We start from the raw sequence: 22080 nt of genomic DNA, 5'->3' as shown, positions 1-22080 counted from the left end.
CAGCCTCCGGGTGGGTTCGGTTCAGGAAAGGTGGGACGCGCGCCGTTCGCGTTCGACGCTCGCGAGATCGGCCGCGTAGCTCGCGCGTCCGATCGCGAACAGCACGGCGGCCGCGAGCGGCACGACGGGAATCCATTGCAGTGCGCCGACGAGGCCGGCGCGATCGGCGACCCACCCCGTCAGCAGCGGGCCCGGCGCCATGCCGAGCAGGTTGTTGGCGAGCGTGAGCGTCGCGAACGCCGATGCATGGATCGCGGCGGGCGTCAGGTTCGCGACCATCGCGCCCGATGCGCCGGACGCGCCCGCACCGACCAGCATGCCCGCGCAGATCAGCGCGAGTTGCAGCGGCCCGGGCGGCAGCCGGAACGCGGCCGCGAGGCACACGCCCGTCAGCACGCAATACGCGATCGCGGTCAACCACTTGCGCTTGCCGTCGGTTTTGCCGACACGGTCGGTGACGATCCCGCAGCCGACCATCCCGACGCCCGACAGCAGCACGAAGCCGGCCGCAAGCACCGCGGCGCGGTCCGGCGCCATCGCGTAATAACGGTTCAGGTAGCTCGGCAGCCACGCGAACAGCGCGCCGGGCACGAACAGGTGCAGCCCGCTGCCGACATACGCGCAGATCACCGAACGCGATGCGAACAGCCCCGACATCAGCGCGCGCACGCTGCCGCGCAGGTCGCGCGGCGCATCGGCATGGGGCCGGCACGGTTCGACGCGGCAGGCCGCGAGCCGCCGTTCGGTGACCACGCCGCGGTACGCGACGAGCAGCACGATGCCGAGCGCGGCCATCACGCCGAACGACCAGCGCCAGCCGAGATGCGCGCCGACGAGGCCGCCGAGCGCCATCCCGAACACCGAGCCGAACGCGCCGCCGGCCATGAACGCGCCGGTAAGCGTCGCGCGCAGGCGCGCCGGAAAGATGCTGAGGATCAGTGCGACGCCGACGCTGCCGTACGCGGCTTCGCCGAGCCCGACGAGGCCGCGCGCAACCAGCATTTCCGCGTAGTTGGTCGACAGCGCGCAACCCAGTGTCGCAATGCTCCACAACGCGGCCATCAGGACGATGCTGCGCACGCGGCCGAAGCGGTCGGCGAGCACCGACAGCGGGAACGTCAGCAGGCCGACCAGCAGCGCGACGACGCCGGAGAGCGAGCCGAGCTGCGTGTCCGACAGTCCCCACGCGTGCTTGAGGAGCGGAAACACGGCATTGAGCACCTGCCGCGACATGTAGTCCGACAGCAGCAGGCCGACGGTCAGCCCGAACACGAGCCAGGCATAGGCCGGCGCGCGCCGCCCGGTGGCCGCCACGTCCTGCAGCGACGGCTCGACGTGATGAATCAGCATGCGTGTCTCCTCCGGCACCGGTGCGGCAACGCGCCGGCGCGGCTTGCGCGGCCCCGCTCCGTTCGTCGGAGCTTGCCTCGCGCACTGCGCGAGGGTGGGTGCGGCGCCACATCGATCGGCGGGCGGCGCTCGCGGGCCGCCCGATTGCACGGTCGCCCGGTGCGTCAGGCCGCGCGCAGCGGCACGCTCAGCTGGCCCGGCCGGCGGTTCGGCGCCATCCCGAGCTGCGCGAGCGTCTCGTCGACGCCGTCGTACTGCACGCCGATCCGGTAGATCGCCTTCGCCTCCTTGCCGGTGGCGATCTCGCGCCCGAGTTCGCGCGCGATCCGCGCGCACTGCTCGACCTGCTGCACCGACGTCATCCGGTTGCCCTTCTGGTCGATGATCGTGTCCTCGATCCCGCAGCGCGGATGCAGGCCCAGCGCCATCGCGACAGTGTTGATCGGCAGCACGTTCTTCATCAGCGATTCGAGCGTGATGCACGCGCCGTCCGGGCAGCGCCGCACGAATTCCATGAAGTTGTACGGATTCGGGCCGTCGAAGCCGCCGCCGATGCCGACCCACGTGACGTTCAGCGGCCCGCGATAGACGCCGCGGCGGATGATCCGCTCGAGCGTCTCGAGCGCGTGCATGCCGGTGAGCTGGAAATGCGGCTGGATGCCGGCCGCCTGCAGCCGGCGCAGGTGCTCGTCGACCCAGCCGGGGCCGGCCGGCACGGTCATCTCGCGGTACGCGTCCCACAGCGCGGCCTCGTTCAGCGACGTGCCGGCGATGTCCTTGCGGTTCATCAGCTCGGTGATGTTCATCTGCACGGTGTTGATCGCGACCGTCACCTGGTCGGGCTTCGGCGTCAGCTCGGCGAGCATGTGGCGCGTGTCGTCGGACAGCCATTTCGCCTCGGCGCCGTCGCCTTCCGGCGCGAACGAGATCGAGCCGCCGACCTGCAGGATCATGTCGGGCACCGCCTCGCGCAGCCGGCCGAGCAGCTCGTTGAATTTCGACAGCCGCTTGCTGCCCTTGCCGTCGAGCTCGCGCACGTGCAGGTGCAGCACCGTCGCGCCCGCGTTGTAGCAGTCGACGGCCTTCTGCACGTGCTCGTCCATCGTCACCGGAATGTCTTCCGGAAAGTCGGCGGGCATCCATTCGGGGCCGTACGGCGCGACCGTGATGACTACCTTGTCCTGGTTTTCCGGGTGCAGCGAATCGTCGAGAAATTGCATGTCGTCCTCCAGTGGGAATCGTTTTAGTGCAGGCGTACGGGCGTGCGTATCCCGCCGCGCCGGGCGGCTGGCCTGGCGCGTCGTGTACAGGGTTGCGAGTCGGTTAAGGTGCGGGCGCGCTCAGAACGGCACGTCGCCGACGATGCCCGCGCGCTCCATCCTGCGCACGCACGGCGGGTAGTCCATCACCGCGTAATGCTGGGTGCTGCGGTTGTCCCAGATCGCGACGCTGTTCTTCTTCCAGCGCCAGCGCACCTGGTATTCGGGGATGTAAGCCTGGCTGATCAGGTATTGCAGCAGCTGGCCGGCGCCCGGATTCGCGTCCTGCCCGACGCGCACGCGCCCGGGCGTATGGAAGTTCGTGAAGTGCGTCGTGAACGCGTTCACGTACAGCACCTTCTCGCCGGTTTCGGGATGCGTGCGCACGACCGGATGCTCTGCGTCCGGATACTGCGCTTTCAGCGCGAGGCGCTTGTCGACCGGCATCGCCGCGCCGAAGCTCGCCTCGATGCTGTGGCGTGCGCGCAAGTCTTCGATCTGCTGCTTCACGTGTTCCGGCAGGTTCTCGTATGCGAGCACCATGTTCGCCCACATCGTGTCGCCGCCAACCGGCGGACCCTCGATGCAGCGCAGCACACAGCCCAGCGGCGGCGCCACGCGCCAGCTCGCATCGCTGTGCCACGCATTCTCGTAGCGGTCGTTCGGCTGGTCGGGCGACTTGTAGATCCGCACGAGCCCCGGGTGCTCGGGATCGCTGCCGGCGACCGGATGATCCTCGAGCTCGCCGAAGCGGCGTGCGAACGCGACGTGCTCGGCGCGCGTGATGTCCTGGTCGCGCAGGAACAGCACGCGATGGCGCAGCAGTTGCGTGCGGATCTCGGCGAACAGGCCGTCGTCGTGCACGGCGTCGGCGAGGCTCACGTCCAGCAGCTCCGCGCCGATCGCACAGGTCAGGGGTTCGACTCGCATGCGCGTCTCCTCAGACGATGAATACCGACGAGCCGGTCGTCTTGCGCGACTCGAGATCGCGGTGCGCCTGTGCCGCGTCCTGCAGCGCGTAACGCTGGTTGATCTCGATCCGGATGCGGCCGGCCGCGACGTGCGCGAACAGCTCGCCGGCCAGGTCGTTCTTCTCGGCCGGATCGGCGATGTAGTCGGCCAGCGCCGGGCGCGTCAGGTACAGCGAGCCCTTCATCGCGAGGCGCTGCGGGTCGAACGGCGGGATCGGGCCCGACGCGGTGCCGACGCAGACCATCAGCCCGCGCCGCTTCAGCGAATCGAGCGAGCCCTCGAAGGTGTCCTTGCCGACGCTGTCGAACACGACGTCGACGCCGGCGCCCTCCGTCAGTTCGCGCACGCGCTTCGCGACGTCCTCGCGGCTGTAGTCGATCGTATGGTCGCAGCCATGCGCGCGGGCGATCGCGGCCTTGCGTTCGCTCGACACGGTGCCGATCACCGTCAGCCCGAGCAGCTTCGCCCATTGCGACACGATCAACCCGACGCCGCCCGCGGCCGCGTGCAGCAGGATCGTGTCGCCCGGCGCGAACGCGTGGATGCGGCGCAACAGGTACGCCGACGTCAGGCCGCGCATCGTCATCGCCGCGGCCGTTTCGCAGGCGATCCCGGCCGGCAGCTTCACGAGCGGCGCGGCGGCGATCAGCCGTTCGGTGCTGTACGCGCCGAGCGTGTTCAGGAAGCCGGTGTAGGTCACCCGGTCGCCGGCGGCGACGTTCGTCACGCCGGGGCCGACGGCCTCGACCACGCCGGCGGCCTCGACGCCGATGCCGGCCGGCAGCGGCACCGGATACAGGCCGCTGCGGAAATACGTGTCGGCGAAGTTCAGGCCGACGGCCTCGTGCCGCAGGCGGACCTGCCCCGCGCCCGGGTCGCCGACTTCGACCGCTTCCCAGCGCAGCACGTCGGGGCCGCCGGTTTCGTGGAATCGCACTGCATGTGCCATCTGGTTCTCCGTAGGATTTCAGTCGGATGCGCGTCACGCATCGTCGGGTTCGTCCGCGCCCGGCGTCGTCGCGGCTGAGCCGCTCGCCGGAGGCGCGTCCAGTTCGGTCCAGTCGGCGTCGCTCAAATAGCGCCGCGCGGCCGGGAAAATCACGCCTTCCATGCGCCCCATCTGCTCGAACGCGCCGCGCGCATAGTCGGCGAGCGCGGCATCGAACGCGGCCGACGGCAAGCCGTCGGCGGCGAGCCGCGCCAGCGCGTCGAGCGCGTGCGCATCGCGGCGCCGCTGGCGGTCGAGCTCGTCGAGTTCGGCCGCGGTGCTCTCCGCCCGTCTGCGCAATGCCGCGCACAGGCGTGCTTCGGCGGACGGCCCGGAACGCGCGTCCTGCAGCGCCGCGAGCGACGCCAACGCGGCGTGCACCGCCAGCGTGCGGGCCGCGTCGGCGGCCGGCCGCGTTGCCGAGTCCGGGTCTTCGCTCGCGAGCGTCGGCGCCTGCAACTGCGTCAGCGCCTGTAACTGCGCGCCGAGCGCGCGATGCGCGGCGAGACAGCGGGCCATCACGCGCGCCTCTGCCGGCGCACGCCGCGCCGGGCACACGAGCACCGGCACGCCGCTCGTCGCCAGCAGCAACCGCCGTTGCGCGGCCGCGCCGGCATCGGCATCGTGCGGCAGCGCCGCGACGCCGATCAGGTCGCAGCCGAGTTCGCCGGCGAGCGTGGCGGGCGACGTGCCGCCGGCCGCCGGGTGGCCGGCCCCCGGATCGCCGGCCGCCGGATGGCCGGCCCCCGGATCGCCGGCCGCCGCGATCGCATGGGACAGGCCCTGCGCCCGGGCGGCGGCTTCCACTTTCGCACCGTGTTCCGGCATCCGCGCTCCGGATAAACGCGAGTCGGAGCCAGGCGATTGCGGCGCCGCGCCGGACAGCACGAACGTGACCCGCGCGCCGACCGCACGCGCCAGTTCGAGCGCATGGCCGATCGCGTCGATGCCGCCGGGCACGCCGTCGACCGTCACGAGCAGATGGCGATACATCGTGCCGCTCCGTTTATCCGGCGCTCGGCGCGCTGCAGCGCGCGCCAGTCGATACGATGTTCATGGCCCCCTCCCCGTTGCATTGGTCAATCGCGTTCGTCACGCCTCGGAACCCATGCTATCGGCCGGGCGGCGGCGCGGCCCCACTCGCCGCGGGGGGGATTGACGCGCGAACGCGGTTCGGCCGATCCTTCCCCCCACGCCCACCCCGGACGCCGGCCTGCACGGCAGCGCCGGATTCCGACTGCTGCCCCGATGGCTCACCCACCCGAACGCGCCGACGCGCCCCCGACCGAACTCGTGCTGAAGACGACCGCGCCGCGCGTGCCGGCGCAGTTGCTCGCGCGCGCGCGGCTGAGCCTCGCCGCGGCGGCGTTCGACGCCCGGCCCGTCACGCTCGTGCAGGCGCCGGCCGGCTACGGCAAGACCTCGCTGCTCGCGCAATGGCGACGCGAATCGCTCGCGCTCGGCCGCGCGGTCGTGTGGCTGTCCGCCGACGAGCGCGACGACGCGCCGCGCCTGCTGCAGGGGCTCGTGCAGGCGGTGCGCACCGGTTGCGCGCGACCCGCGTTCGGGCGCCTGATTCCGGACGGCGCGGCCCGCGCGCTGGAGGGGCTAACCGCGTGGCTGGCCGAGGTCGCGCAACTGTCGATCGACGCGCTGCTGATCGTCGACGATGCGGAGCGGCTGCCCGCCGCCGGCCTCGACGCGCTGACCTACGTGCTGCACAACGCGCCGCAGAACCTGCGGGTGGTCGTCGCGGCCCGGCGCGGGCTCGATTACGCGGCCGGCGACCTGCTCGCCGGCGGGCAATGCACGCTCGCGGGCCCCGACTGGCTGCGCTTCACGCTCGACGAGACGATCGCGCTGGTCGGCGCGCGCTTTGCGCAGCGGGTCGACGCCGACGCGTGCGCGCGGCTGTTCGAGCGCGTCGACGGCTGGCCTCTCGGGCTGCAGCTCGCGATGGCCGCGATGGCGCGCTCGGCCGATCCGCGCCAGGCCGTCGATGCGCTCGCCGCACGCATGGACGGCACGCGCGACCGGCTCGTCGAACTGCTGCTCGCGAATTTGTCGGCTGACGACACCGCGTTCCTGACCCGCACGAGCGTTGCCGACCGCCTGCATCCGTCGCTGTGCGCCGCGCTGCTCGACGACGCGGCCGCCCCCGACCGGCTCGCACGGCTCGCGCGCGACACGCCGCTGTTCATCGCGTCCGACGCTTCCGACTGGTGCCGGCTGCATCCGCTCGTGCGCGATACGCTGCGCGACCGTCTGACGACGAGCGCCGAAGCAGACCGCAGCGCGCTGCACGCACGCGCGGCCGCGTGGCTCGACGCGCACGGGATGACGGAGGAAGCGGCGCGCCACGCGTATGCGGCCGGCCAGTTCGAGACGGCATACGCGCTCGCGCAGCGCTGCCTCGAGGACGCGATCAAGCAGGGCCGCATCAACGACGTGCTCGACTGGCTCGCGCTGCTGCCCGATGCGGAACTCGACAAGCGCCCGACGCTGCGGATCGCGGTCGCGTGGGCGCTGGCGCTCGGCGAGCGCCATGTCGAGGCGCGGCGCCAGATCGCCGGCATCCTGGCCGACCCCGGCACGCCGGCCGCGATGCGCTACGAATGCGCGCTGATCCTCAGTGCGGCCGCCTACTACGCGGACGAAATCGACCATTTCGTCGAGCTGTTCGAACCGTGGGCCGACTTCACGCCGCCCGCGGCGACGTGGCTCGCGCAGATGCATGCGAACCGCCTGTCGGCGCGCGCGATCATCGTCGGCGAACCGGCGCAGGCGCGCCGCTTCCAGCAGGCCGCGCCGCGCGGCGCGACCGCGGCCGGGTTCGGCTACGTCGCGCGCTGGGGCGAGCTGATCACCGGCCTGAGCTACCTGCGCGAAGGCCAGATCCGGCTCGCGGACGACGCGTTGTCGCCGGCGCTCGCCCGCGCGGAAGCCGATCTCGGGCGCCGCCATCCGCTGACCTGCATGCTTGCGGCGATGTGCGCGGCGATCGCGTACGAGGCCGATCGCGTCGACCAGGCCGCCGCGCTGCTCGCGAACCGGCTCGACGTGCTCGAGCACGCGGGCACGCCCGACACCGTGCTGCTCGGCTACCGGACGGCCGCGCGCATCGCGCTGCTGCGCGGCGTCGAGCATCGCGCGATCGACCTGCTCGAGGCGCTCGACGCGATGGGCGTCGCGCGCCGGCTGCCGCGCCTGTCGGTCGCGAGCCTCGCCGAGCAGGTGCGCATTCACGCGGCGCGCTATCGCGAGGCGACCTGCCATGCGCTGGTCGAGCGGATCGATGCGATCGCCGCGGCCGAGTTTCCGTCGCACGGGCCGCTGTGGCGGCGCCCCGTCGTGCTGCTGCAGGCGATGGCGCACGCGGGCGCCGCGCTTGCCGCGCGCCGCTGGGACGATGCATGCGCGGCGCTCGACGAAGCCGCCGTGCTGGCCCGCGAAATGAGCATGGGGCGCGAGCGCATCGAGATCATGGCGCTCAGCGCGTTCGCGCTCGAACAGTCCGGGCACGGCGGCCGCGCGCTGCTCGACGAGGCGATGAACCTCGCGGACATGTTCGGCCTCACGCGCACGCTCGCCGACGCGCATCCGGCCGTCGCCGACTGGGCGCGCCGCATCGGCGACGAGACGGCCGCGGGCGACGGACCCGCCCGGCCCGCACAGCCGCAGCCGCGCATCGTGCCGCCCGCGCCGCGCAGCACGGCCAGCCCGCGCGCGGTGCCGAGCGTCGTGCTGACGCCGAAGGAGCGCGCGATCCTCGAACTGCTCGCGCGCAACCTGTCGAACAAGGAGATCGCGGTGGCGCTCGCCGTCGGCGAGGAAACCGTGAAGTGGCACCTGAAGAACCTGTTCGGCAAGCTCGACGCCAGCTCGCGCAAGCACGCGGTGCGCCGCGCGCTGGTGCTCGGGTTGCTCGAAAGCGCGCCTTGACGCGCGCGTTGCCCGCCTGCGCACGTCCGAACCGGCCTCAACTCGCGTCAACTCGCCTTAACTGGCCTTGATCGGCCTTGCCCGGCCGTTGATGACAACCGCGTCACCAGGGCTTCCCTCCGATTCTCCGCAACCCTGCCCCCCGCGCATGGGGGGGAGCGGCCGCGCGCCGTTGCGTAGTCTTTCCGCACGGCTCGCACCGGCGTCGCACCCGGCGCCCTCCCGCCTGCCTCGATGCTTCCCCCGCTTCACCCGCCCGGGCTCGATCCCGTGCGGTCCATTACGATCCTGGAGACTTCGATGAAGACGAAACTGGCCGCGCTCGCGGCGCTTGCCGGCAGTGCGGCGCTCGCGCACGCGCAATCCTCCGTCACGCTGTACGGGGTGGTCGACACGGGCCTGCTGTACCAGAGCACGTCGGCCGCGTCGTTCGGCCCGAGCGCGCCGAACACCGGCAAGGTGTTCCGCATGAAGGACGGCGGCATCTATTCGAGCTTCTGGGGCATCAAGGGCAGCGAGGACATCGGCGGCGGCTACAAGGTCAACTTCAAGCTGCAGGGCTCGTTCGACAGCGGCACCGGCAGGATGCAGCTGAGCGACACGCCGGGCGCCGTCGCGATCTTCAACCAGGTTGCGTCGCTCGGCGTGTCCGGGCCGTTCGGCACCTTCACGGCCGGCCGCCAGATCGTGCCGATGATCTACGCGATGGCCGACACCGACGTGCGCAACGCGCAGTTCTTCGGCAGCGTGCTGACCGCGTGGCTCGGCCTGAACACCGCGGCCGGCTGGCCGGGGACGAGCACCAACGGCGCGATCGGCGCGCTGTACGACAGCAATGCGCTCGTCTATCAGTCGCCGACCTTCGCGGGCGCGTCGATCGCGCTCGAATACGCGCCCGGCGGCGTCGCCGGGCAGTTCCAGGGTGGCACGCGCGAATCGGTCGTGCTGCGGTATTCGAACTACGGGCTCAACGCGTCGGCCGTCTACTACAACGGCCACGACACGAATCCGGCGCCGGGTGTCGCGCCGACCGGCGTCGACAACAACCGCTTCATCTACGTCGGCGCGAAATACACGATCCGCGATTTCTCGGTGTCGGCGTCGTACGGCAACGGCAGGAATCCGTCGCATGCGGACAAGGTGAACCTCGACATGCTGTCGGCCGGCGTCGGCTATCGCTTCACGCCCGCGTTGCAGGTGACGTCGGCGGTGTATTACCTGAAGGACCGCAACCGTTCGGAAAACCGCTCGACGGCCGTCGTGCTCACGGCCGACTACAGCCTGTCGAAGCGGTCGATGGTCTATGCGCAGGTCGGCCACGTGAACAACCGCGGCACGATGAACCAGATGCTCGTGTACGGGCAGCCGGTCGCGCCCGGGGTCGGCACGACCGCGGCGATGGTCGGGCTGCGGCACAACTTCTGACGATGCGGTGCGGTGTGGCACGGGTGCCGCAGCGCGCAGGGCCTGGCGCGATGTCCACAGGCACCCGTTCGCGACACGTCGATGCGTCGTCTGTTGAGGCGGCTGACCGAAACAGGCAGGCGCGCTGCGCGCGGCGGCGCACCGACACGACGCGCGGCCGCCGTCTGCAGCGATCGCGGGGATCGGCTACAGTGGGCGTCTTCGGCGCGCCCCGCCCGCCGGTCGATGCGTTCGTCCCGTTCCTGCCGCCGTGTCAGCGGCTGCCGGCGACGCGTAGCAGGCCGGCGGGGCGCGGATCCTCAACGTTGACGAACGAACCCCCATGCCCGATCTGTCCGCCTTCCCGATCACGAAAAAATGGCCGGCCCAGCATCCCGACCGTCTCCAGCTGTACTCGCTGCCGACGCCGAACGGCGTCAAGGTCTCGATCATGCTCGAGGAAACCGGCCTGCCGTACGAGCCGCACCTCGTGCGCTTCGACACGAACGACCAGCTGTCGCCCGAATTCCTGTCGCTGAACCCGAACAACAAGATCCCGGCGATCATCGATCCGAACGGCCCCGACGGCCGGCCGCTGGCGCTGTTCGAATCCGGCGCGATCCTGATCTATCTCGCGGACAAGACGGGCCAGCTGATCCCGAAGGATCCGGCGGGCCGCTACGAGACGATCCAGTGGGTGATGTTCCAGATGGGCGGCATCGGCCCGATGTTCGGCCAGGTCGGCTTCTTCCACAAGTTCGCGGGCCGCGACTACGAGGACAAGCGTCCGCGCGACCGCTACGTCGCCGAATCGAAGCGCCTGCTCGGCGTGCTTGACGCGCATCTCGCGAACCGCAAGTGGGTGATGGGCGATACGTACACGATCGCCGACATCGCGATCTTCCCGTGGGTGCGCAACCTCGTCGGCTTCTATGAAGCGGGCGACCTGGTCGGCTTCGGCGAATTCAAGCATGTCGCGCGGGCGCTGGACGCGTTCGTCGCGCGTCCGGCCGTCGCGCGCGGGCTCGACATCCCGGCACGCGGCTGAGCCGCACGGCGGGCGCACCCGGTGCGGCCCGCCGTCTGTCCGGCCCGCCGCATCGCGCGGCGGGCGGTTCACGCGCTGCCTTGCGCGCGTTTTCTTTCGGTGTTTCCATGTCCCGCTCGTCGCGTTCGTTCGACGTGACAATGCGGCGGCGCTACTTTTCGGTCGACGCCGACACTTCTCCTCCCAATCCCGCCAGCAGCTTTTCGAGCAACGCCGCAAGTTGCGCCTGCTCCGCCTCCGACAGCGCGGCCAGCATCGCGCGCTGATTGTCGACGTGCGCGACCACCGCATCGTCGATCAGCGCGCGGCCGGCGTCGGTCAGCGCGACGAGCGTGCCGCGGCCGTCGGCCGGGTTCGGCCGGCGCTCGACCCAGCCGGCCTTCTGCAGCCGGTCGATGCGCGCGGTCATCCCGCCCGACGACATCATCAGCGCGTCGTACAGCGCGGTCGGTGTCAGCGCGAACGGCGCGCCGCTGCGCCGCAGCGTCGCCAGCACGTCGAACTCGCCCGGCTGCATCCCGTAGCGCGCGAACAGCGGATTGAGACCGTCGCGCGCGATCACGAGCGCGGCTTCCTGCAGCCGTCCCATCACGAGCATCGACGACGCATCCAGATCCGGACGCTCGACGCGCCATTGCGCGAGCGCATGCGCGGCTCGATCCATTAACCCTCCTCGGCTCACCAGTTATCTTGACGTCGAGATAAATACGCATTTATCTTGATGTCGAGATACTTTACATGAAAATGCACGGCACGCAGGACGGAGGTGTCGTGCACCGATATCGAGGGCCACTCCATCATGAATCGCTTCACTTCCCCCGGCTGGCGGCTGGCCGCCGTCGTACTGGTCGGGTTGAACCTGCGGCCCGCGCTGGCCGCGATCGGTCCGCTGCTCGACATGATCCAGCGTGCGACCGGCATCGGCGATGGCGCGGCGAGCCTGCTGACCACGATCCCGATCCTGCTGATGGGCCTGGGCGCGCTCGGCGCGCGGCGGCTGCAGCGCGTGACGGGGATCGCCGGCGGCGTGTGGCTCGGCGTCGTGCTGATCGGGCTCGCGTGCGCGTCGCGCTTCGGCGCGCAGCACGCGTGGCTGCTGCTCGCGAGCGCAGGTTGCGCGGGCATCGGGATCGCGATGGTGCAGGCGCTGCTGCCGGGGTTCGTGAAGGCGCATTTCGCGACGCGCATCGGCGGCGCGATGGGCGTCTATTCGACGTCGATCATGGGCGGGGCGGTGCTCGCGAGCGTCGTCGCGCCGTTCGCCGCGGCCCGCTGGGGCTGGCTGGTCGCGCTCGCGGGCTGGGCGCTGCCGGCCGCGGTCGCGGCGCTCGCGTGGCCGCTGGCCAGTCGTGGCGGCGACGCACCGGCGTCCGGGCCGACGGCTGCGCCGTTGATGCAGGCGCGGCCGTCGCGCTCGCCGCGGGCCTGGCGGCTCGCGATGTTCTTCGGGATCGCGACGGGTGCCTACACCCTCGTGCTCGCATGGCTGCCGCCGTACTACATGCGGCTCGGCTGGTCGCCGACCGCGGCCGGCAGCCTGCTCGGCGGCGTGACGCTCGCGGAAGTCGTCGCGGGGCTGGCGATCTCGGCGACGATCGACCGCCTGCCCGATCGCCGGCCCGCGCTGCACGCGGCGATCGCGTCGCTGTTCGCCGGATTGCTGGTGATGCTGGCCGCGCCGGACACGCTCGCGATGCCGGCCGCGCTGCTGCTTGGCGCGGGGATCGGCGCGCTGTTTCCGCTGTCGCTGATCGTCACGGTCGATCATGCGGCGACGCCGGCCGATGCGGCATCGCTGACCGGGTTCGTGCAGGGCGTCGGCTATCTGGTCGCCGGGTTGTTTCCGTTCGCGGCCGGCATCGTGCGCCAGCATCTCGCGGATCTGACGCCGGCATGGATCGCGATGGCATGCCTGTGCGTCGTGCTGTTCGCACTGGCGGCGGGCTTCGCGCCGCAGTTTGCGCGGCGTGTCGCGCGTGCGTAGCGCCGGTCAGGCGCGGCACGTGAAGGCGTCGACCCGGTTCGTGGCCGGCGCGCGGTTGCCCGTTGCCGGTTCATGCAGTGCCGTTCGACGATGGACATCGATCGGCGGCCCGGTTCGCGCGGTTGCCCGTTGTCACCCGGTCGCGCCGGTTCACGCGGAGAGCGCCGCTCGACGATGGGTATTGATCGGTTGCCCCGCTCGCGAGGCAACCCATTGTCGCGATGCCTCGCAACGCGAAGTGCGTTGCGTTCGGTACACGCGTCATCACCCCCCGCTCGCGTACAGCGTCGAATCCGCGAACCCTTCCGCATCGAGCACGCGCCCGATCAGGATCAGCGCGGTGCGTTCGATCTGCGTGCCCTGCACCTTGGCGACGATGTCGGCCAGCGTGCCGGTCACGCGCTCCTCGTCGGGCCAGCTCGCGCGATAGATCACGGCGACCGGGCACGCGGGCCCGTAATGCGGCAGCACTTCGTCGACGATCCGCGCGAGATGCCGCACGCCGAGGTGAATCGCGAGCGTCGCGCGATGCGCGGCGAGCGCGCCGAGCGCTTCGCCTTCCGGCATCGTCGTCTTGCCCGCGAAGCGCGTGAGGATCACCGTCTGCGCGACACCGGGCAGCGTCAGCTCGACTCCGAGCGTCGCCGCGCAGGCGGCCGTGGCCGTCACGCCCGGCACGATTTCATAGGGAATCCCGAGCGCTTTCAGCCGGCGGATCTGTTCGCCGATCGCACCGTACAGCGACGGATCGCCCGAATGCACGCGCGCGACGTCCTGCCCTTTCGCATGCGCGTCGGCGAGCAGCGCGACGATCGCGTCGAGGTCGAGCTCGGCGGTATTGACGACCCGTTCCGCACGATGGCCGTCAAGCACGGCCGGCGGCACGAGCGACCCTGCATACAGGATCACCGGGCACGTGCGCACGAGGCGCTGGCCCTTTACCGTGATCAGCTCCGGGTCGCCGGGGCCCGCGCCGATGAAATACACCGTCATCAAAAAATCTCCGTCAATTCATGGGACAGCCGGGTTGCGTGGCATCAAGCACGCGCGGCCGGGTCGAGCGCATCGAGCAGCGCGGCGGCCGAGTCGAACACGCGGTCGGCGTCAGGCAGCGGCGGCCGGCGCAGCATCACGACCGGCAGCCGGCGTTCGCGCGCGACATCGAGCTTGGCTTCGGTCGCGGCGCCGCCGCTGTTCTTGCTGACGACGACGTCGATGCCCGCGAGCGCGAACAGCGCGCGCTCATTTTCGAGCGTGAACGGCCCGCGCGCGGCGACGATCTGCGCGCGCGCGTTGCCGGGATGCGCATCGAGGCAGCGCACCAGCCAGAACTGGTGCGGCGGGATCGCGTCGAGATGCGCGAGCGGTTCGCGGCCGAGTGTGAACAGCGGCCGCCGGAACGGCGCGAGCGCGGCCTCGATGCCGGCCCAGTCGTCGACCATCCGCCAGTCGTCGCCGGGTTGCGGCGCCCACGGCGCGCGGCGCAGCGCCCACAGCGGCACGCCCGCGTCGCGCGCGGCGGCCGCCGCGTTCGCGCTGATGCGCGCGGCATACGGATGCGTGGCGTCGATCACGAGGCCGACGCCGGCACCGCGCAGATACGCGGCGAGCCCCGCCGCCCCGCCGAAGCCGCCGACGCGCACGTCGCAGCGCAGGTCGTCGGGCACCTTGCCGAGACCCGCGAGGCTATAGACGTGCCGCGGACCGAGCGCGCGTGCGATCTTCAGCGCGTCGCCGGTGCCGCCGAGCACCAGGATGCGCGCGCTCATCGTGCGATCCCGACGAAGCGGCCCTGCCGGTCGATCGCGAACATCTCGACGGCGACCGATGGCGGCACGATGTCGCGCGCGACCCGCAGCGCGTGCGCGCAGACGAGGTCGCCGAGCGGCACGCCTTCGGCCTGCGCGAGCTTCAGCGCTTCCTGGCTGGTGTTCGCCGCGCGCATCGCGGCCTGCAGCGCGTCGTTCGCGCCCGCCTCGGCCGCCCACTGCGCGAGCAGCGGCAGGTCGATGCTCGAATGGCGGCTGTGCAGGTCGAGATGGCCGGCCGCGAGCTTGCTGAGCTTGCCGAAGCCACCGCACATCGACAGGCGCGCGACCGGCGCGCGGCGCAGGTGCTTGAGCACCGCGCCGGCGAAATCGCCCATTTCGATCAGTGCCATGTCGGGCAGGCCGTAGTGCGCGCGCATCGCATCCTCGCTCGCGTTGCCGGTGCACGCGGCGATGTGCGCGATCCCGTTCGCGCGCGCGACGTCGATGCCCTGATGGATCGACGCGATGTACGCCGAGCACGAGAACGGCCGCACGATGCCGGTCGTGCCGAGAATCGACAAGCCGCCGACGATGCCAAGCCGCGGGTTCATCGTCTTCAGCGCGAGCGCCTCGCCGCCCTCGACGCCGATCGTCACGTCGAAGCCGCCCGTGTAGCCGTATTCGGCCGCGAGCGCGTCGAGGTGCGCGGTCATCATCTGGCGCGGCACCGGATTGATCGCCGGTTCCCCGACCGGCAGCGTGAGCCCCGCGCGCGTGACGGTGCCGACCCCCGGCCCCGCGTGAAAACGCACGCCGGGCGCGGCGGCGAGCGCGACCCGCGCGAAGATCAGCGCGCCGTGCGTGACGTCCGGATCGTCGCCGGCATCCTTGATCGTGCCGGCTTCCGCGCCGTCGGCCGTGGCTCGGCAGAACGCGAGCCGCATCATCACGCGCTGCCCCTTCGGCAACACGATCTCGACCGCATCGTCCGCGCGGCCCGCGAGCAGCACGCGTGCGGCGGCGAGCGACGTCGCGGTCGCACAGCTGCCGGTCGTGTAGCCGAAGCGCAGCGGTGCCGGTTGTTCGGGGGTTTCGTCGCGCATCAGGCAGGGTCCGCGAGGTCGGTCGCCGTGGAAGCGGGCTTGTGCACGTCGTACAGCGTGACGGGCAACGGCTGCCGCCATGTGTCGAAGCGGCCGAGCGGCTCGGCGTGCGCGAGCGATACGCGCGTGAGCGTGCCGCCGTGCGCGTCGCGCCACGCGGCGAGCGCCAGCTCGCCCTGCAGCGTGACCGCGTTCGCGACGAGCCGGCCGCCGGGCTTCAGCGCCGACCAGCACGCGTCGAGCACGCCGGGCACGGTCGCGCCGCCGCCGATGAAGATCGCGTCGGGCGCGGCGAGCCCCGCGAGCGCATCGGGCGCGCGCCCGGCCACGAGTTGCAGGCCCGGTACGCCGAGCGCGTCGCGGTTGTGCTCGATGTAGCGCTGCCGCTCCGCATGCGACTCGATCGCGATCGCCTGGCACGACGGATGCGCGCGCATCCACTCGATGCCGATCGAGCCGCTGCCCGCGCCGACGTCCCACAACAGTTCGCCGGGGGCAGGCGCGAGGCGTCCGAGCGTCAGCGCGCGCATGTCGCGCTTGGTGAGCTGGCCGTCGTGGCGGTACGCGTCGTCGGGCAGGCCGGGCGTGAGTGCGCGGCGCGGCGCATCGGGGCCGGCCTGGCAGTCGAGCGCGACGAGATTGAGCGCGGCGGTTTCGTCGATGTGCCAGTCTTGCGCGAGCCCGTCGATGCGCCGCTCGAGCGGGCCGCCGAGGTGCTCGAACACGCTGAGGCGCGTCGGGCCGAAGCCGCGCGCGGCGAGTTCGGCGGCGACCGTGGCCGGCGTGCGGCCGTCGGCGCTCAGCACGAACAGGCGCCGGCCCGGCAGCAGGTGACGCGCCAGCGTCGCGAGCGGCCGGCCGACGAGCGACACCGCGCCGACGTCCTGCAACGCCCAGCCGAGCCGCGCGGCTGCCAGCGACAGCGACGACGGTGCGGGCAGCACGCGCCATTCGTCGGGGGACAGTTCGCGCGCGAGCGTCGCGCCGACGCCGAACAGCATCGGGTCGCCGCTCGCCAGCACGCAGACGGGCGAACCGCGCTGCGCGAGCAGGCCCGACAGGTCGAACGGCGACGGCCACGCGGCGCGTTCGGCCGGCAGCCGCGCGGGCAGCATGTCGAGGTGCCGCTTCGCGCCGACGACCCGCTTCGCCTCGAGCAGCGCGCGCCGCGCGCCGCGCCCGAGCCCCGCGTAGCCGTCGTCGCCGATGCCCACTACCGTCAGCCACGCCGTCATGCACCCTTCCCCTTCGTCCGATTCCATCGAGTCGCCGCACGGCGGCCGTGAAGGCGCCGGTGCGGCTGTCCGCATTGCGAAAGTCGGCATGGTACCGTGTTCCACCGCGCGTTTCATCTGCGAGCCCGCCGACGCCGGGCCGCGTTTCGCGTCGTCCACGGCGCCTGCCCGACGGTCGCCCGGCGGTCGCCTGGGGGTCCCGAAACGCCGGTGAAATCGGGTATCCTACGGCCGTTCGTTCGCCGGTGCCCTTCGGGGCCGAAGAGGGAACACAGGGCGCGCCTCGCGCCGCTGTGGCTGCCCCCGCAACTGTAGACAGCGAGCCGATCTCCCCCCTCATGCCACTGGTTTCACCGGGAAGGCCGGGAGCCGGCGCCGACCTGTCAGCCAGGAGACCTGCCGGCCTGAAAGTGCGTGCGTGCCAGTCGGCGTCGGGCGGGGTGTACCGATGCGTTGGCCGCGGCGCGACACTGTCCCGGTATCCCGTTGAGATCCGCCCCCGATTCGAATCCTGCTTCGCCCGTCGTGCGCCCTTCGGCTTGCCCGGGGCTCGTGCGCGTCGTCGCGGCCGCCGACGGCGGGCTGTGCCGGATCAAGCTGCCGGGCGGCCGGCTCGACGCGCGGCAGGCGCGCGCGATCGCCGCCGTCGCGCGTGCCTGCGGCTCCGGCGCGATCGACGCGACCAATCGCGCGAATCTCCAGTTGCGCGGCATTCGCGACGGCACGGCCGATACGCTGGTCGACGCGTTGCTCGACGCGGGCCTGGGCCCACGCATCAACGCGGGCGAGGCCGCTGACGACCGCGCCGCGCTCGCCGCAAGCGACGACGTCCGCAACCTGATGCTCAGCCCGCTTGCGGGGCGCGATCCCGACGCGCTGCTCGATAGCCGCGCACTCGCGCTTGCGCTGCTCGACATGCTGACGCACGAGCCGCGCCGCGGCGAACTGTCGCCGAAATTCTCGATCCAGCTCGACGGCGGCGAATCGGTCGCGGCGCTCGATCATCCGCACGACATCTGGCTCGCCGCGTGGCGTCGCGGCGACGGCGCGGTCCGCATCGCCGCGGGCCTGGCCGGCTGTCCGCCGGTCGCGCCCGGCGATCCGCCCGCCGCGTTCGACGTGGCGCCGGACCAGGCCGTCGCGCTCGTGCGCGCGTTGCTGCTGGCGTTCCTCGATCTCGCGCCGGCCGACGTCACGCGGATGCGCGCGTGCCTCGCGACCGGCGGCGCACGCGCGTTGCGCGAGCGTGCGCAGCATTACGTACCGTTCCCGCTCGAAGCCGATCCGGCACTGGCTGGCTGGCGGCGCACGCAAGCGGATGCCGCGCTGCGTTTCGGCGCACGGCCGTCGCGCGACGCGGATCGCTGCAGCATCGGCGCGCAGTTCGTGCTCGGCCGGCTCGACGCGTCGCAACTGGAACGGCTCGCGGCACTGGCCGACGCCGACGGCGACGGCACGCTGTCGATGACGCCGTGGCAAGGCGTGTTCGTGCACGGCGTGCGGCACGAACGTGCGCCGGCCGTGCTCGACGCGCTGGCGTCGCTCGGGCTCGTGTGCACGACATCCGACCCGCTGGCGGCGCTGGTCGCCTGCACCGGCAGCGCGGGCTGCGCGAAGTCGCGTGCCGATACGAAACGCGATGCGCTCGCGCTGGCCGCGCGCGTCGGCCATCCGGTCGACGTGCACCTGACCGGCTGCGAGCGCCACTGTGCGCTGCCGCACCCCGCGACGCATACGCTGGTCGCGGTCGCGCCCGCGCGCTACGACCTTTACCGGCGCGACGCCGCCGCGGGGCTCGGCGCCCCGCTCGCGCGCCATCTGACGATTGACCAGGCCGCGGCCCGACTGACGGGCGCGCGCCACAGCCAGGACACCACCGATGCTTGACTACATTCGCGACGGGCAGGAAATCTACCGCCAGTCGTTCGCGACGATCCGCGCCGAGGCCGACCTGTCGCAGGTTCCGCCCGATCTCGAGAAACTCGCGGTGCGCGTGATCCACGCGTGCGGGATGGTCGATGTCACCTACGACCTGCGCTTCTCGGCCGGCGCCGGCACGGCGGGCCGTACGGCGCTCGCGGCCGGCGCGCCGATCCTGTGCGACGCGAAGATGGTTGCCGAAGGCATCACGCGCGCGCGGCTGCCGGCCGGCAATCGCGTGATCTGCACGCTCGGCGAACCGGAAGTGCCCGACCTCGCTCGGCATCTCGGCAACACGCGCTCGGCCGCGGCGCTCGAACTGTGGCGCCCGCATCTGGCCGGCAGCGTCGTCGTGATCGGCAATGCGCCGACCGCGCTGTTCCACCTGCTCGACATGATCGACGCCGGTGCGCCGCGCCCCGCGCTGATCCTCGGCTTTCCGGTCGGCTTCATCGGCGCGGCCGAATCGAAGGCGGCGCTCGACGCCGACAGCCGCGGCGTGCCGTACGTCGCGCTGCTCGGCCGGCGCGGCGGCAGCGCGATGGCGGCCGCCGCGGTCAACGCACTCGCGACGGAGGCCGAATGACGGCCCCGCGCGGACGCCTGTTCGGGGTCGGCGTTGGCCCCGGCGATCCTGAACTGATGACGATCAAGGCGCTGCGCGTGCTGCAGGCCGCGCCGGTGGTCGCGTATTTCGTCGCGAAGGGCAAGAAGGGCAATGCGTACGGGATCGTCGAGGCGCACCTGCGCGACGCGCAGACGCAATTGCCGCTCGTCTATCCGGTGACGACCGAGGCGCTGGCGCCGCCGCTTTGCTACGAGACCGTGATTGCCGACTTCTACGACACGGCGGCCGAGATCGTCGCGTCGCATCTCGATGCCGGGCGCGACGTCGCGGTGATCTGCGAAGGCGACCCGTTCTTCTACGGGTCGTACATGTACCTGCACGATCGCCTCGCGCCGCGCTACGACACCGAAGTGATCCCGGGCGTGTGCGCGATGCTCGGCGGCACGGCCGTGCTCGGCCAGCCTCTCGTCTATCGCAACCAGAGCCTGTCGGTGCTGTCCGGCGTGCTGCCGGAGGACGAATTGCGCGCGCGGCTCGCGCAGGCCGACGCTGCCGTCGTGATGAAGCTCGGCCGCAACTTCGACAAGGTGCGGCGCGTGCTCGACGAACTGGGGCTCGCGAAGCGCGCGCTGTACGTCGAGCGCGCGACGATGGCGGCCCAGCGCATCGTGCCGCTCGACGAAGTCGATCCGATGGCGTCGCCGTATTTCTCGCTGCTCGTCGTCCCGGGGGAAAAATGGCAAGGATGACGACTCCGCCCGCGATCGTGATTCTCGGCGCGGGCGCGCTCGATACCGCGCGGCGCATCCAGGCGCGTTATCCGGGGGCCGCCGTGCACGGGCTCGCGTCGCGCGTCGAGGCTGACGTGCCGTTCGACGAACTCGGCGCGCACCTGCGCGAACTCTACGCGCGCGGCTTGCCGATCGTCGCGCTGTGCGCGGCCGGCATCGTGATCCGTTGCGTCGCGCCGGCACTCGCCGACAAGGGTGTCGAACCGCCGGTACTCGCGGTCGCGGAAGACGGGTCGGCCGTCGTGCCGCTGCTCGGCGGGCTGACGGGCGTCAACGTGATCGCGCGCGAAATCGCCGAATGCCTCGGCGTCGCGCCGGCGATCACCACGAGCGGCGAACTGCGCTTCGGCGCATGCGTGCTCAACCCGCCCGACGGCTATGCGCTCGCCGATCTCCAGCAAGGCAAGCGCTTCGTGTCCGACCTGCTCGCGGGCGCGGCCACGCGCGTCGACGGCGCGGCGCCGTGGCTCGACGACGTCGCGCTGCCGCGCGACGACGCGGCCGCGCATGCGATCCGCGTGACGCCCGATGCGTGGCGCGGCGCGCGCGACGAACTCGTGATCCATCCGCGCAGCGTGGTGGTCGGCGTCGATGCGCGCGGCGTGCGGGCCGATGCGGCGCCGTCGCTTGCCGAACGCATCGACGCGCTGCTCGACACGCACGGCCTCGCGCGGCTGGCGCTTGCCGCGCTCGTCGCACCGGCGACGTTGCTTGGCGATGCACGGGTCGAAGCCGCCGCGCGGATGCTGGAGGTGCCGCTGCGCTTCGCCGATGTCGAAGGCGATGGTGATAGCGAAGGCGAAGGCGATAAGGCCCGCGCTGGCAACACCGCTGCCGCCACCCTGCTCGCCCGCACGTTGCGCGTCGCGCATACGCTGCGCGCAGCGACCGATGGCCTCGCGTGCGCGGTCGCTGCCGAGCCCGTCGACCCCGCCACGCTCGGCCGTGCACGCGGCCGCCTGACGGTGCTCGGCCTCGGCCCGGGCGACGCCGCATGGCTCACGCCCGCGGCGCGCAGCGCGCTCGCGGACGCCACCGATATCCTCGGCTATACGACCTACGTGACGATGGCCGGCCCGTTCCTCGCGGAGCAGCGCGTGCACGGCACCGACAATCGCGAGGAAATGCAGCGTGCGCGTCATGCGTTCGAATTGGCGGCCGAGGGCCGGCGCGTCGCGGTCGTGTCGTCGGGCGATCCCGGCGTGTTCGCGATGGCCGCGGCCGTGCTCGAAGCCCTCGACGAAGCGCGCGATCCGCGCTGGGCCGCGGTCGAACTGCGCATCGAACCCGGCGTATCGGCATCGCTCGCGACCGCCGCGCAGGCCGGCGCACCGCTCGGCCACGATTTCTGCGCGATCTCGCTGTCGGACAACCTGAAGCCGTGGGACGTGATCGAGACGCGCCTGCGGCACGCGGCGCAAGCCGATCTGGTGATGGCGTTCTACAACCCGATCTCGCGTGCGCGGCCGTGGCAGCTCGATCGTGCGCTCGATGCGGTGCGCGCGCATCGCGCGGCCGACACGGTCGTCGTGCTCGGCCGCGACATCGGCCGGCCCGGCGCGACGCTCGCGACGACGACACTCGGCGCGCTGCGCAGCGATCAGGTGGACATGCGCACGATGGTGATCGTCGGTTCGTCGACGACGCGGCGTTTCGCGATCGGCGACGGGCGTGAGTGGGTGTATACGCCGCGCTGGTATCGCTGAGCTTTGATGCGGATTGAGCCACAGCCCAGCCTTGCTGGCCGGGGCGGTGGCGTGGTTCG

General features: G+C 71.9%; 18 protein-coding genes and 1 riboswitch. Of the genes, 8 read left to right on the top strand and 10 right to left on the bottom strand.

Features of this window, described 5'->3' with window-relative positions; translation table 11 throughout:
* Positions 1-21 precede the first annotated feature (21 nt).
* The 5 genes from DID98_RS07745 to DID98_RS07725 form a co-directional block, all read right to left on the bottom strand.
* Complete coding sequence (locus DID98_RS07745) at positions 22-1350, bottom strand: MFS transporter (protein WP_124570503.1); 1329 nt, start codon at positions 1348-1350, stop codon at positions 22-24.
* Positions 1351-1514: 164 nt separating this feature from the next.
* Positions 1515-2570 (bottom strand): 3-keto-5-aminohexanoate cleavage protein, encoded by a 1056-nt coding sequence (locus DID98_RS07740; protein ID WP_044843535.1) that lies wholly within the window; start codon positions 2568-2570, stop codon positions 1515-1517.
* Positions 2571-2690: 120 nt separating this feature from the next.
* Positions 2691-3539 (bottom strand): TauD/TfdA family dioxygenase, encoded by an 849-nt coding sequence (locus DID98_RS07735; RefSeq protein WP_124570502.1) that lies wholly within the window; start codon positions 3537-3539, stop codon positions 2691-2693.
* 10 nt (positions 3540-3549) lie between these two features.
* A complete protein-coding gene (locus DID98_RS07730) occupies positions 3550-4530 on the bottom strand; it encodes a quinone oxidoreductase (RefSeq protein WP_124570501.1) in 981 nt (326 codons plus the stop codon).
* Between the two features lie 33 nt (positions 4531-4563).
* On the bottom strand, positions 4564-5562 hold the full coding sequence (locus tag DID98_RS07725; protein ID WP_124570500.1) for a universal stress protein: 999 nt from the start codon (positions 5560-5562) through the stop codon (positions 4564-4566).
* A gap of 255 nt (positions 5563-5817) precedes the next feature.
* On the opposite strand from DID98_RS07725, the gene DID98_RS07720 reads away from it, so the two are divergent.
* The 3 genes from DID98_RS07720 to DID98_RS07710 all read left to right on the top strand — a co-directional run bounded on the left by DID98_RS07720 (position 5818) and on the right by DID98_RS07710 (position 10963).
* Positions 5818-8511 carry a LuxR C-terminal-related transcriptional regulator gene (locus DID98_RS07720; RefSeq protein WP_124570499.1) on the top strand — a complete coding sequence of 898 codons (2694 nt, stop codon included), beginning with the start codon at positions 5818-5820 and terminating at the stop codon, positions 8509-8511.
* A 300-nt stretch (positions 8512-8811) separates the two neighbouring features.
* The gene (locus tag DID98_RS07715; protein ID WP_124485483.1) at positions 8812-9936 is read left to right on the top strand and encodes a porin; all 1125 of its coding nucleotides are present in this window, start codon (positions 8812-8814) and stop codon (positions 9934-9936) included.
* Positions 9937-10258: 322 nt separating this feature from the next.
* Positions 10259-10963: a glutathione S-transferase N-terminal domain-containing protein gene (locus DID98_RS07710; protein WP_124570498.1), complete on the top strand. Its 705-nt coding sequence runs from the start codon at positions 10259-10261 to the stop codon at positions 10961-10963.
* A gap of 151 nt (positions 10964-11114) precedes the next feature.
* Here DID98_RS07710 and DID98_RS07705 read toward each other — a convergent pair whose 3' ends face one another.
* On the bottom strand, positions 11115-11627 hold the full coding sequence (locus DID98_RS07705; RefSeq protein ID WP_124570497.1) for a MarR family winged helix-turn-helix transcriptional regulator: 513 nt from the start codon (positions 11625-11627) through the stop codon (positions 11115-11117).
* Between the two features lie 135 nt (positions 11628-11762).
* Here DID98_RS07705 and DID98_RS07700 point away from each other — a divergent pair, with 135 nt between their 5' ends.
* Positions 11763-12947 (top strand): MFS transporter, encoded by a 1185-nt coding sequence (locus DID98_RS07700; RefSeq protein ID WP_124570496.1) that lies wholly within the window; start codon positions 11763-11765, stop codon positions 12945-12947.
* 264 nt (positions 12948-13211) lie between these two features.
* On the opposite strand, the gene cobM is transcribed toward DID98_RS07700, so the two are convergent.
* The 4 genes from cobM to cbiE are packed head-to-tail and all read right to left on the bottom strand — an operon-like array spanning position 13212 to position 17036.
* Positions 13212-13940: a precorrin-4 C(11)-methyltransferase gene (gene cobM, locus DID98_RS07695; protein ID WP_124570495.1), complete on the bottom strand. Its 729-nt coding sequence runs from the start codon at positions 13938-13940 to the stop codon at positions 13212-13214.
* Between the two features lie 44 nt (positions 13941-13984).
* Positions 13985-14716 carry a cobalt-precorrin-6A reductase gene (locus DID98_RS07690; protein ID WP_124570494.1) on the bottom strand — a complete coding sequence of 244 codons (732 nt, stop codon included), beginning with the start codon at positions 14714-14716 and terminating at the stop codon, positions 13985-13987.
* The gene (locus DID98_RS07685) at positions 14713-15801 is read right to left on the bottom strand and encodes a cobalt-precorrin-5B (C(1))-methyltransferase (RefSeq protein ID WP_124570493.1); all 1089 of its coding nucleotides are present in this window, start codon (positions 15799-15801) and stop codon (positions 14713-14715) included. Before DID98_RS07685 ends, DID98_RS07690 begins: the two co-directional genes overlap by 4 nt.
* Positions 15801-17036 carry a precorrin-6y C5,15-methyltransferase (decarboxylating) subunit CbiE gene (gene cbiE / locus DID98_RS07680; protein ID WP_124570556.1) on the bottom strand — a complete coding sequence of 412 codons (1236 nt, stop codon included), beginning with the start codon at positions 17034-17036 and terminating at the stop codon, positions 15801-15803. Before cbiE ends, DID98_RS07685 begins: the two co-directional genes overlap by 1 nt.
* A 226-nt stretch (positions 17037-17262) precedes the next feature.
* A riboswitch (cobalamin riboswitch) is annotated at positions 17263-17455 on the top strand.
* A 106-nt stretch (positions 17456-17561) separates the two neighbouring features.
* On the opposite strand from cbiE, the gene cobG reads away from it, so the two are divergent.
* From cobG to cobJ, 4 genes are read left to right on the top strand one after another with little or no spacing between them, the layout of a single operon-like run.
* On the top strand, positions 17562-18923 hold the full coding sequence (cobG, locus tag DID98_RS07675) for a precorrin-3B synthase (RefSeq protein ID WP_311767928.1): 1362 nt from the start codon (positions 17562-17564) through the stop codon (positions 18921-18923).
* On the top strand, positions 18916-19542 hold the full coding sequence (locus tag DID98_RS07670; protein ID WP_124570491.1) for a precorrin-8X methylmutase: 627 nt from the start codon (positions 18916-18918) through the stop codon (positions 19540-19542). The genes cobG and DID98_RS07670 overlap by 8 nt, the downstream gene beginning before the upstream one ends.
* Positions 19539-20273, top strand: coding sequence for a precorrin-2 C(20)-methyltransferase (locus DID98_RS07665; RefSeq protein WP_044843548.1), 735 nt, complete (start codon positions 19539-19541; stop codon positions 20271-20273). Before DID98_RS07670 ends, DID98_RS07665 begins: the two co-directional genes overlap by 4 nt.
* Positions 20270-22021, top strand: a complete 1752-nt coding sequence (cobJ, locus tag DID98_RS07660) for a precorrin-3B C(17)-methyltransferase (RefSeq protein WP_124570490.1) — start codon at positions 20270-20272, stop codon at positions 22019-22021. The genes DID98_RS07665 and cobJ overlap by 4 nt, the downstream gene beginning before the upstream one ends.
* The last annotated feature ends 59 nt before the right edge of the window (positions 22022-22080 follow it).

The sequence above is a fragment of the Burkholderia sp. Bp8984 genome (genome assembly GCF_003853755.1).
Lineage (GTDB): Bacteria > Pseudomonadota > Gammaproteobacteria > Burkholderiales > Burkholderiaceae > Burkholderia.
Note: the sequence above shows the minus strand (reverse complement) of the source record. Positions and strands in the feature narration are given on the sequence as shown.

Coding starts and splice junctions, on each gene's coding strand:
- DID98_RS07745 (WP_124570503.1), bottom strand. CDS start 1,350: ATGCTGATTCATCACGTCGAGCCGTCGCTGCAGGACGTGGCGGCCACC.
- DID98_RS07740 (WP_044843535.1), bottom strand. CDS start 2,570: ATGCAATTTCTCGACGATTCGCTGCACCCGGAAAACCAGGACAAGGTA.
- DID98_RS07735 (WP_124570502.1), bottom strand. CDS start 3,539: ATGCGAGTCGAACCCCTGACCTGTGCGATCGGCGCGGAGCTGCTGGAC.
- DID98_RS07730 (WP_124570501.1), bottom strand. CDS start 4,530: ATGGCACATGCAGTGCGATTCCACGAAACCGGCGGCCCCGACGTGCTG.
- DID98_RS07725 (WP_124570500.1), bottom strand. CDS start 5,562: ATGTATCGCCATCTGCTCGTGACGGTCGACGGCGTGCCCGGCGGCATC.
- DID98_RS07720 (WP_124570499.1), top strand. CDS start 5,818: ATGGCTCACCCACCCGAACGCGCCGACGCGCCCCCGACCGAACTCGTG.
- DID98_RS07715 (WP_124485483.1), top strand. CDS start 8,812: ATGAAGACGAAACTGGCCGCGCTCGCGGCGCTTGCCGGCAGTGCGGCG.
- DID98_RS07710 (WP_124570498.1), top strand. CDS start 10,259: ATGCCCGATCTGTCCGCCTTCCCGATCACGAAAAAATGGCCGGCCCAG.
- DID98_RS07705 (WP_124570497.1), bottom strand. CDS start 11,627: ATGGATCGAGCCGCGCATGCGCTCGCGCAATGGCGCGTCGAGCGTCCG.
- DID98_RS07700 (WP_124570496.1), top strand. CDS start 11,763: ATGAATCGCTTCACTTCCCCCGGCTGGCGGCTGGCCGCCGTCGTACTG.
- cobM (WP_124570495.1), bottom strand. CDS start 13,940: ATGACGGTGTATTTCATCGGCGCGGGCCCCGGCGACCCGGAGCTGATC.
- DID98_RS07690 (WP_124570494.1), bottom strand. CDS start 14,716: ATGAGCGCGCGCATCCTGGTGCTCGGCGGCACCGGCGACGCGCTGAAG.
- DID98_RS07685 (WP_124570493.1), bottom strand. CDS start 15,801: ATGCGCGACGAAACCCCCGAACAACCGGCACCGCTGCGCTTCGGCTAC.
- cbiE (WP_124570556.1), bottom strand. CDS start 17,036: ATGACGGCGTGGCTGACGGTAGTGGGCATCGGCGACGACGGCTACGCG.
- DID98_RS07670 (WP_124570491.1), top strand. CDS start 18,916: ATGCTTGACTACATTCGCGACGGGCAGGAAATCTACCGCCAGTCGTTC.
- DID98_RS07665 (WP_044843548.1), top strand. CDS start 19,539: ATGACGGCCCCGCGCGGACGCCTGTTCGGGGTCGGCGTTGGCCCCGGC.
- cobJ (WP_124570490.1), top strand. CDS start 20,270: ATGACGACTCCGCCCGCGATCGTGATTCTCGGCGCGGGCGCGCTCGAT.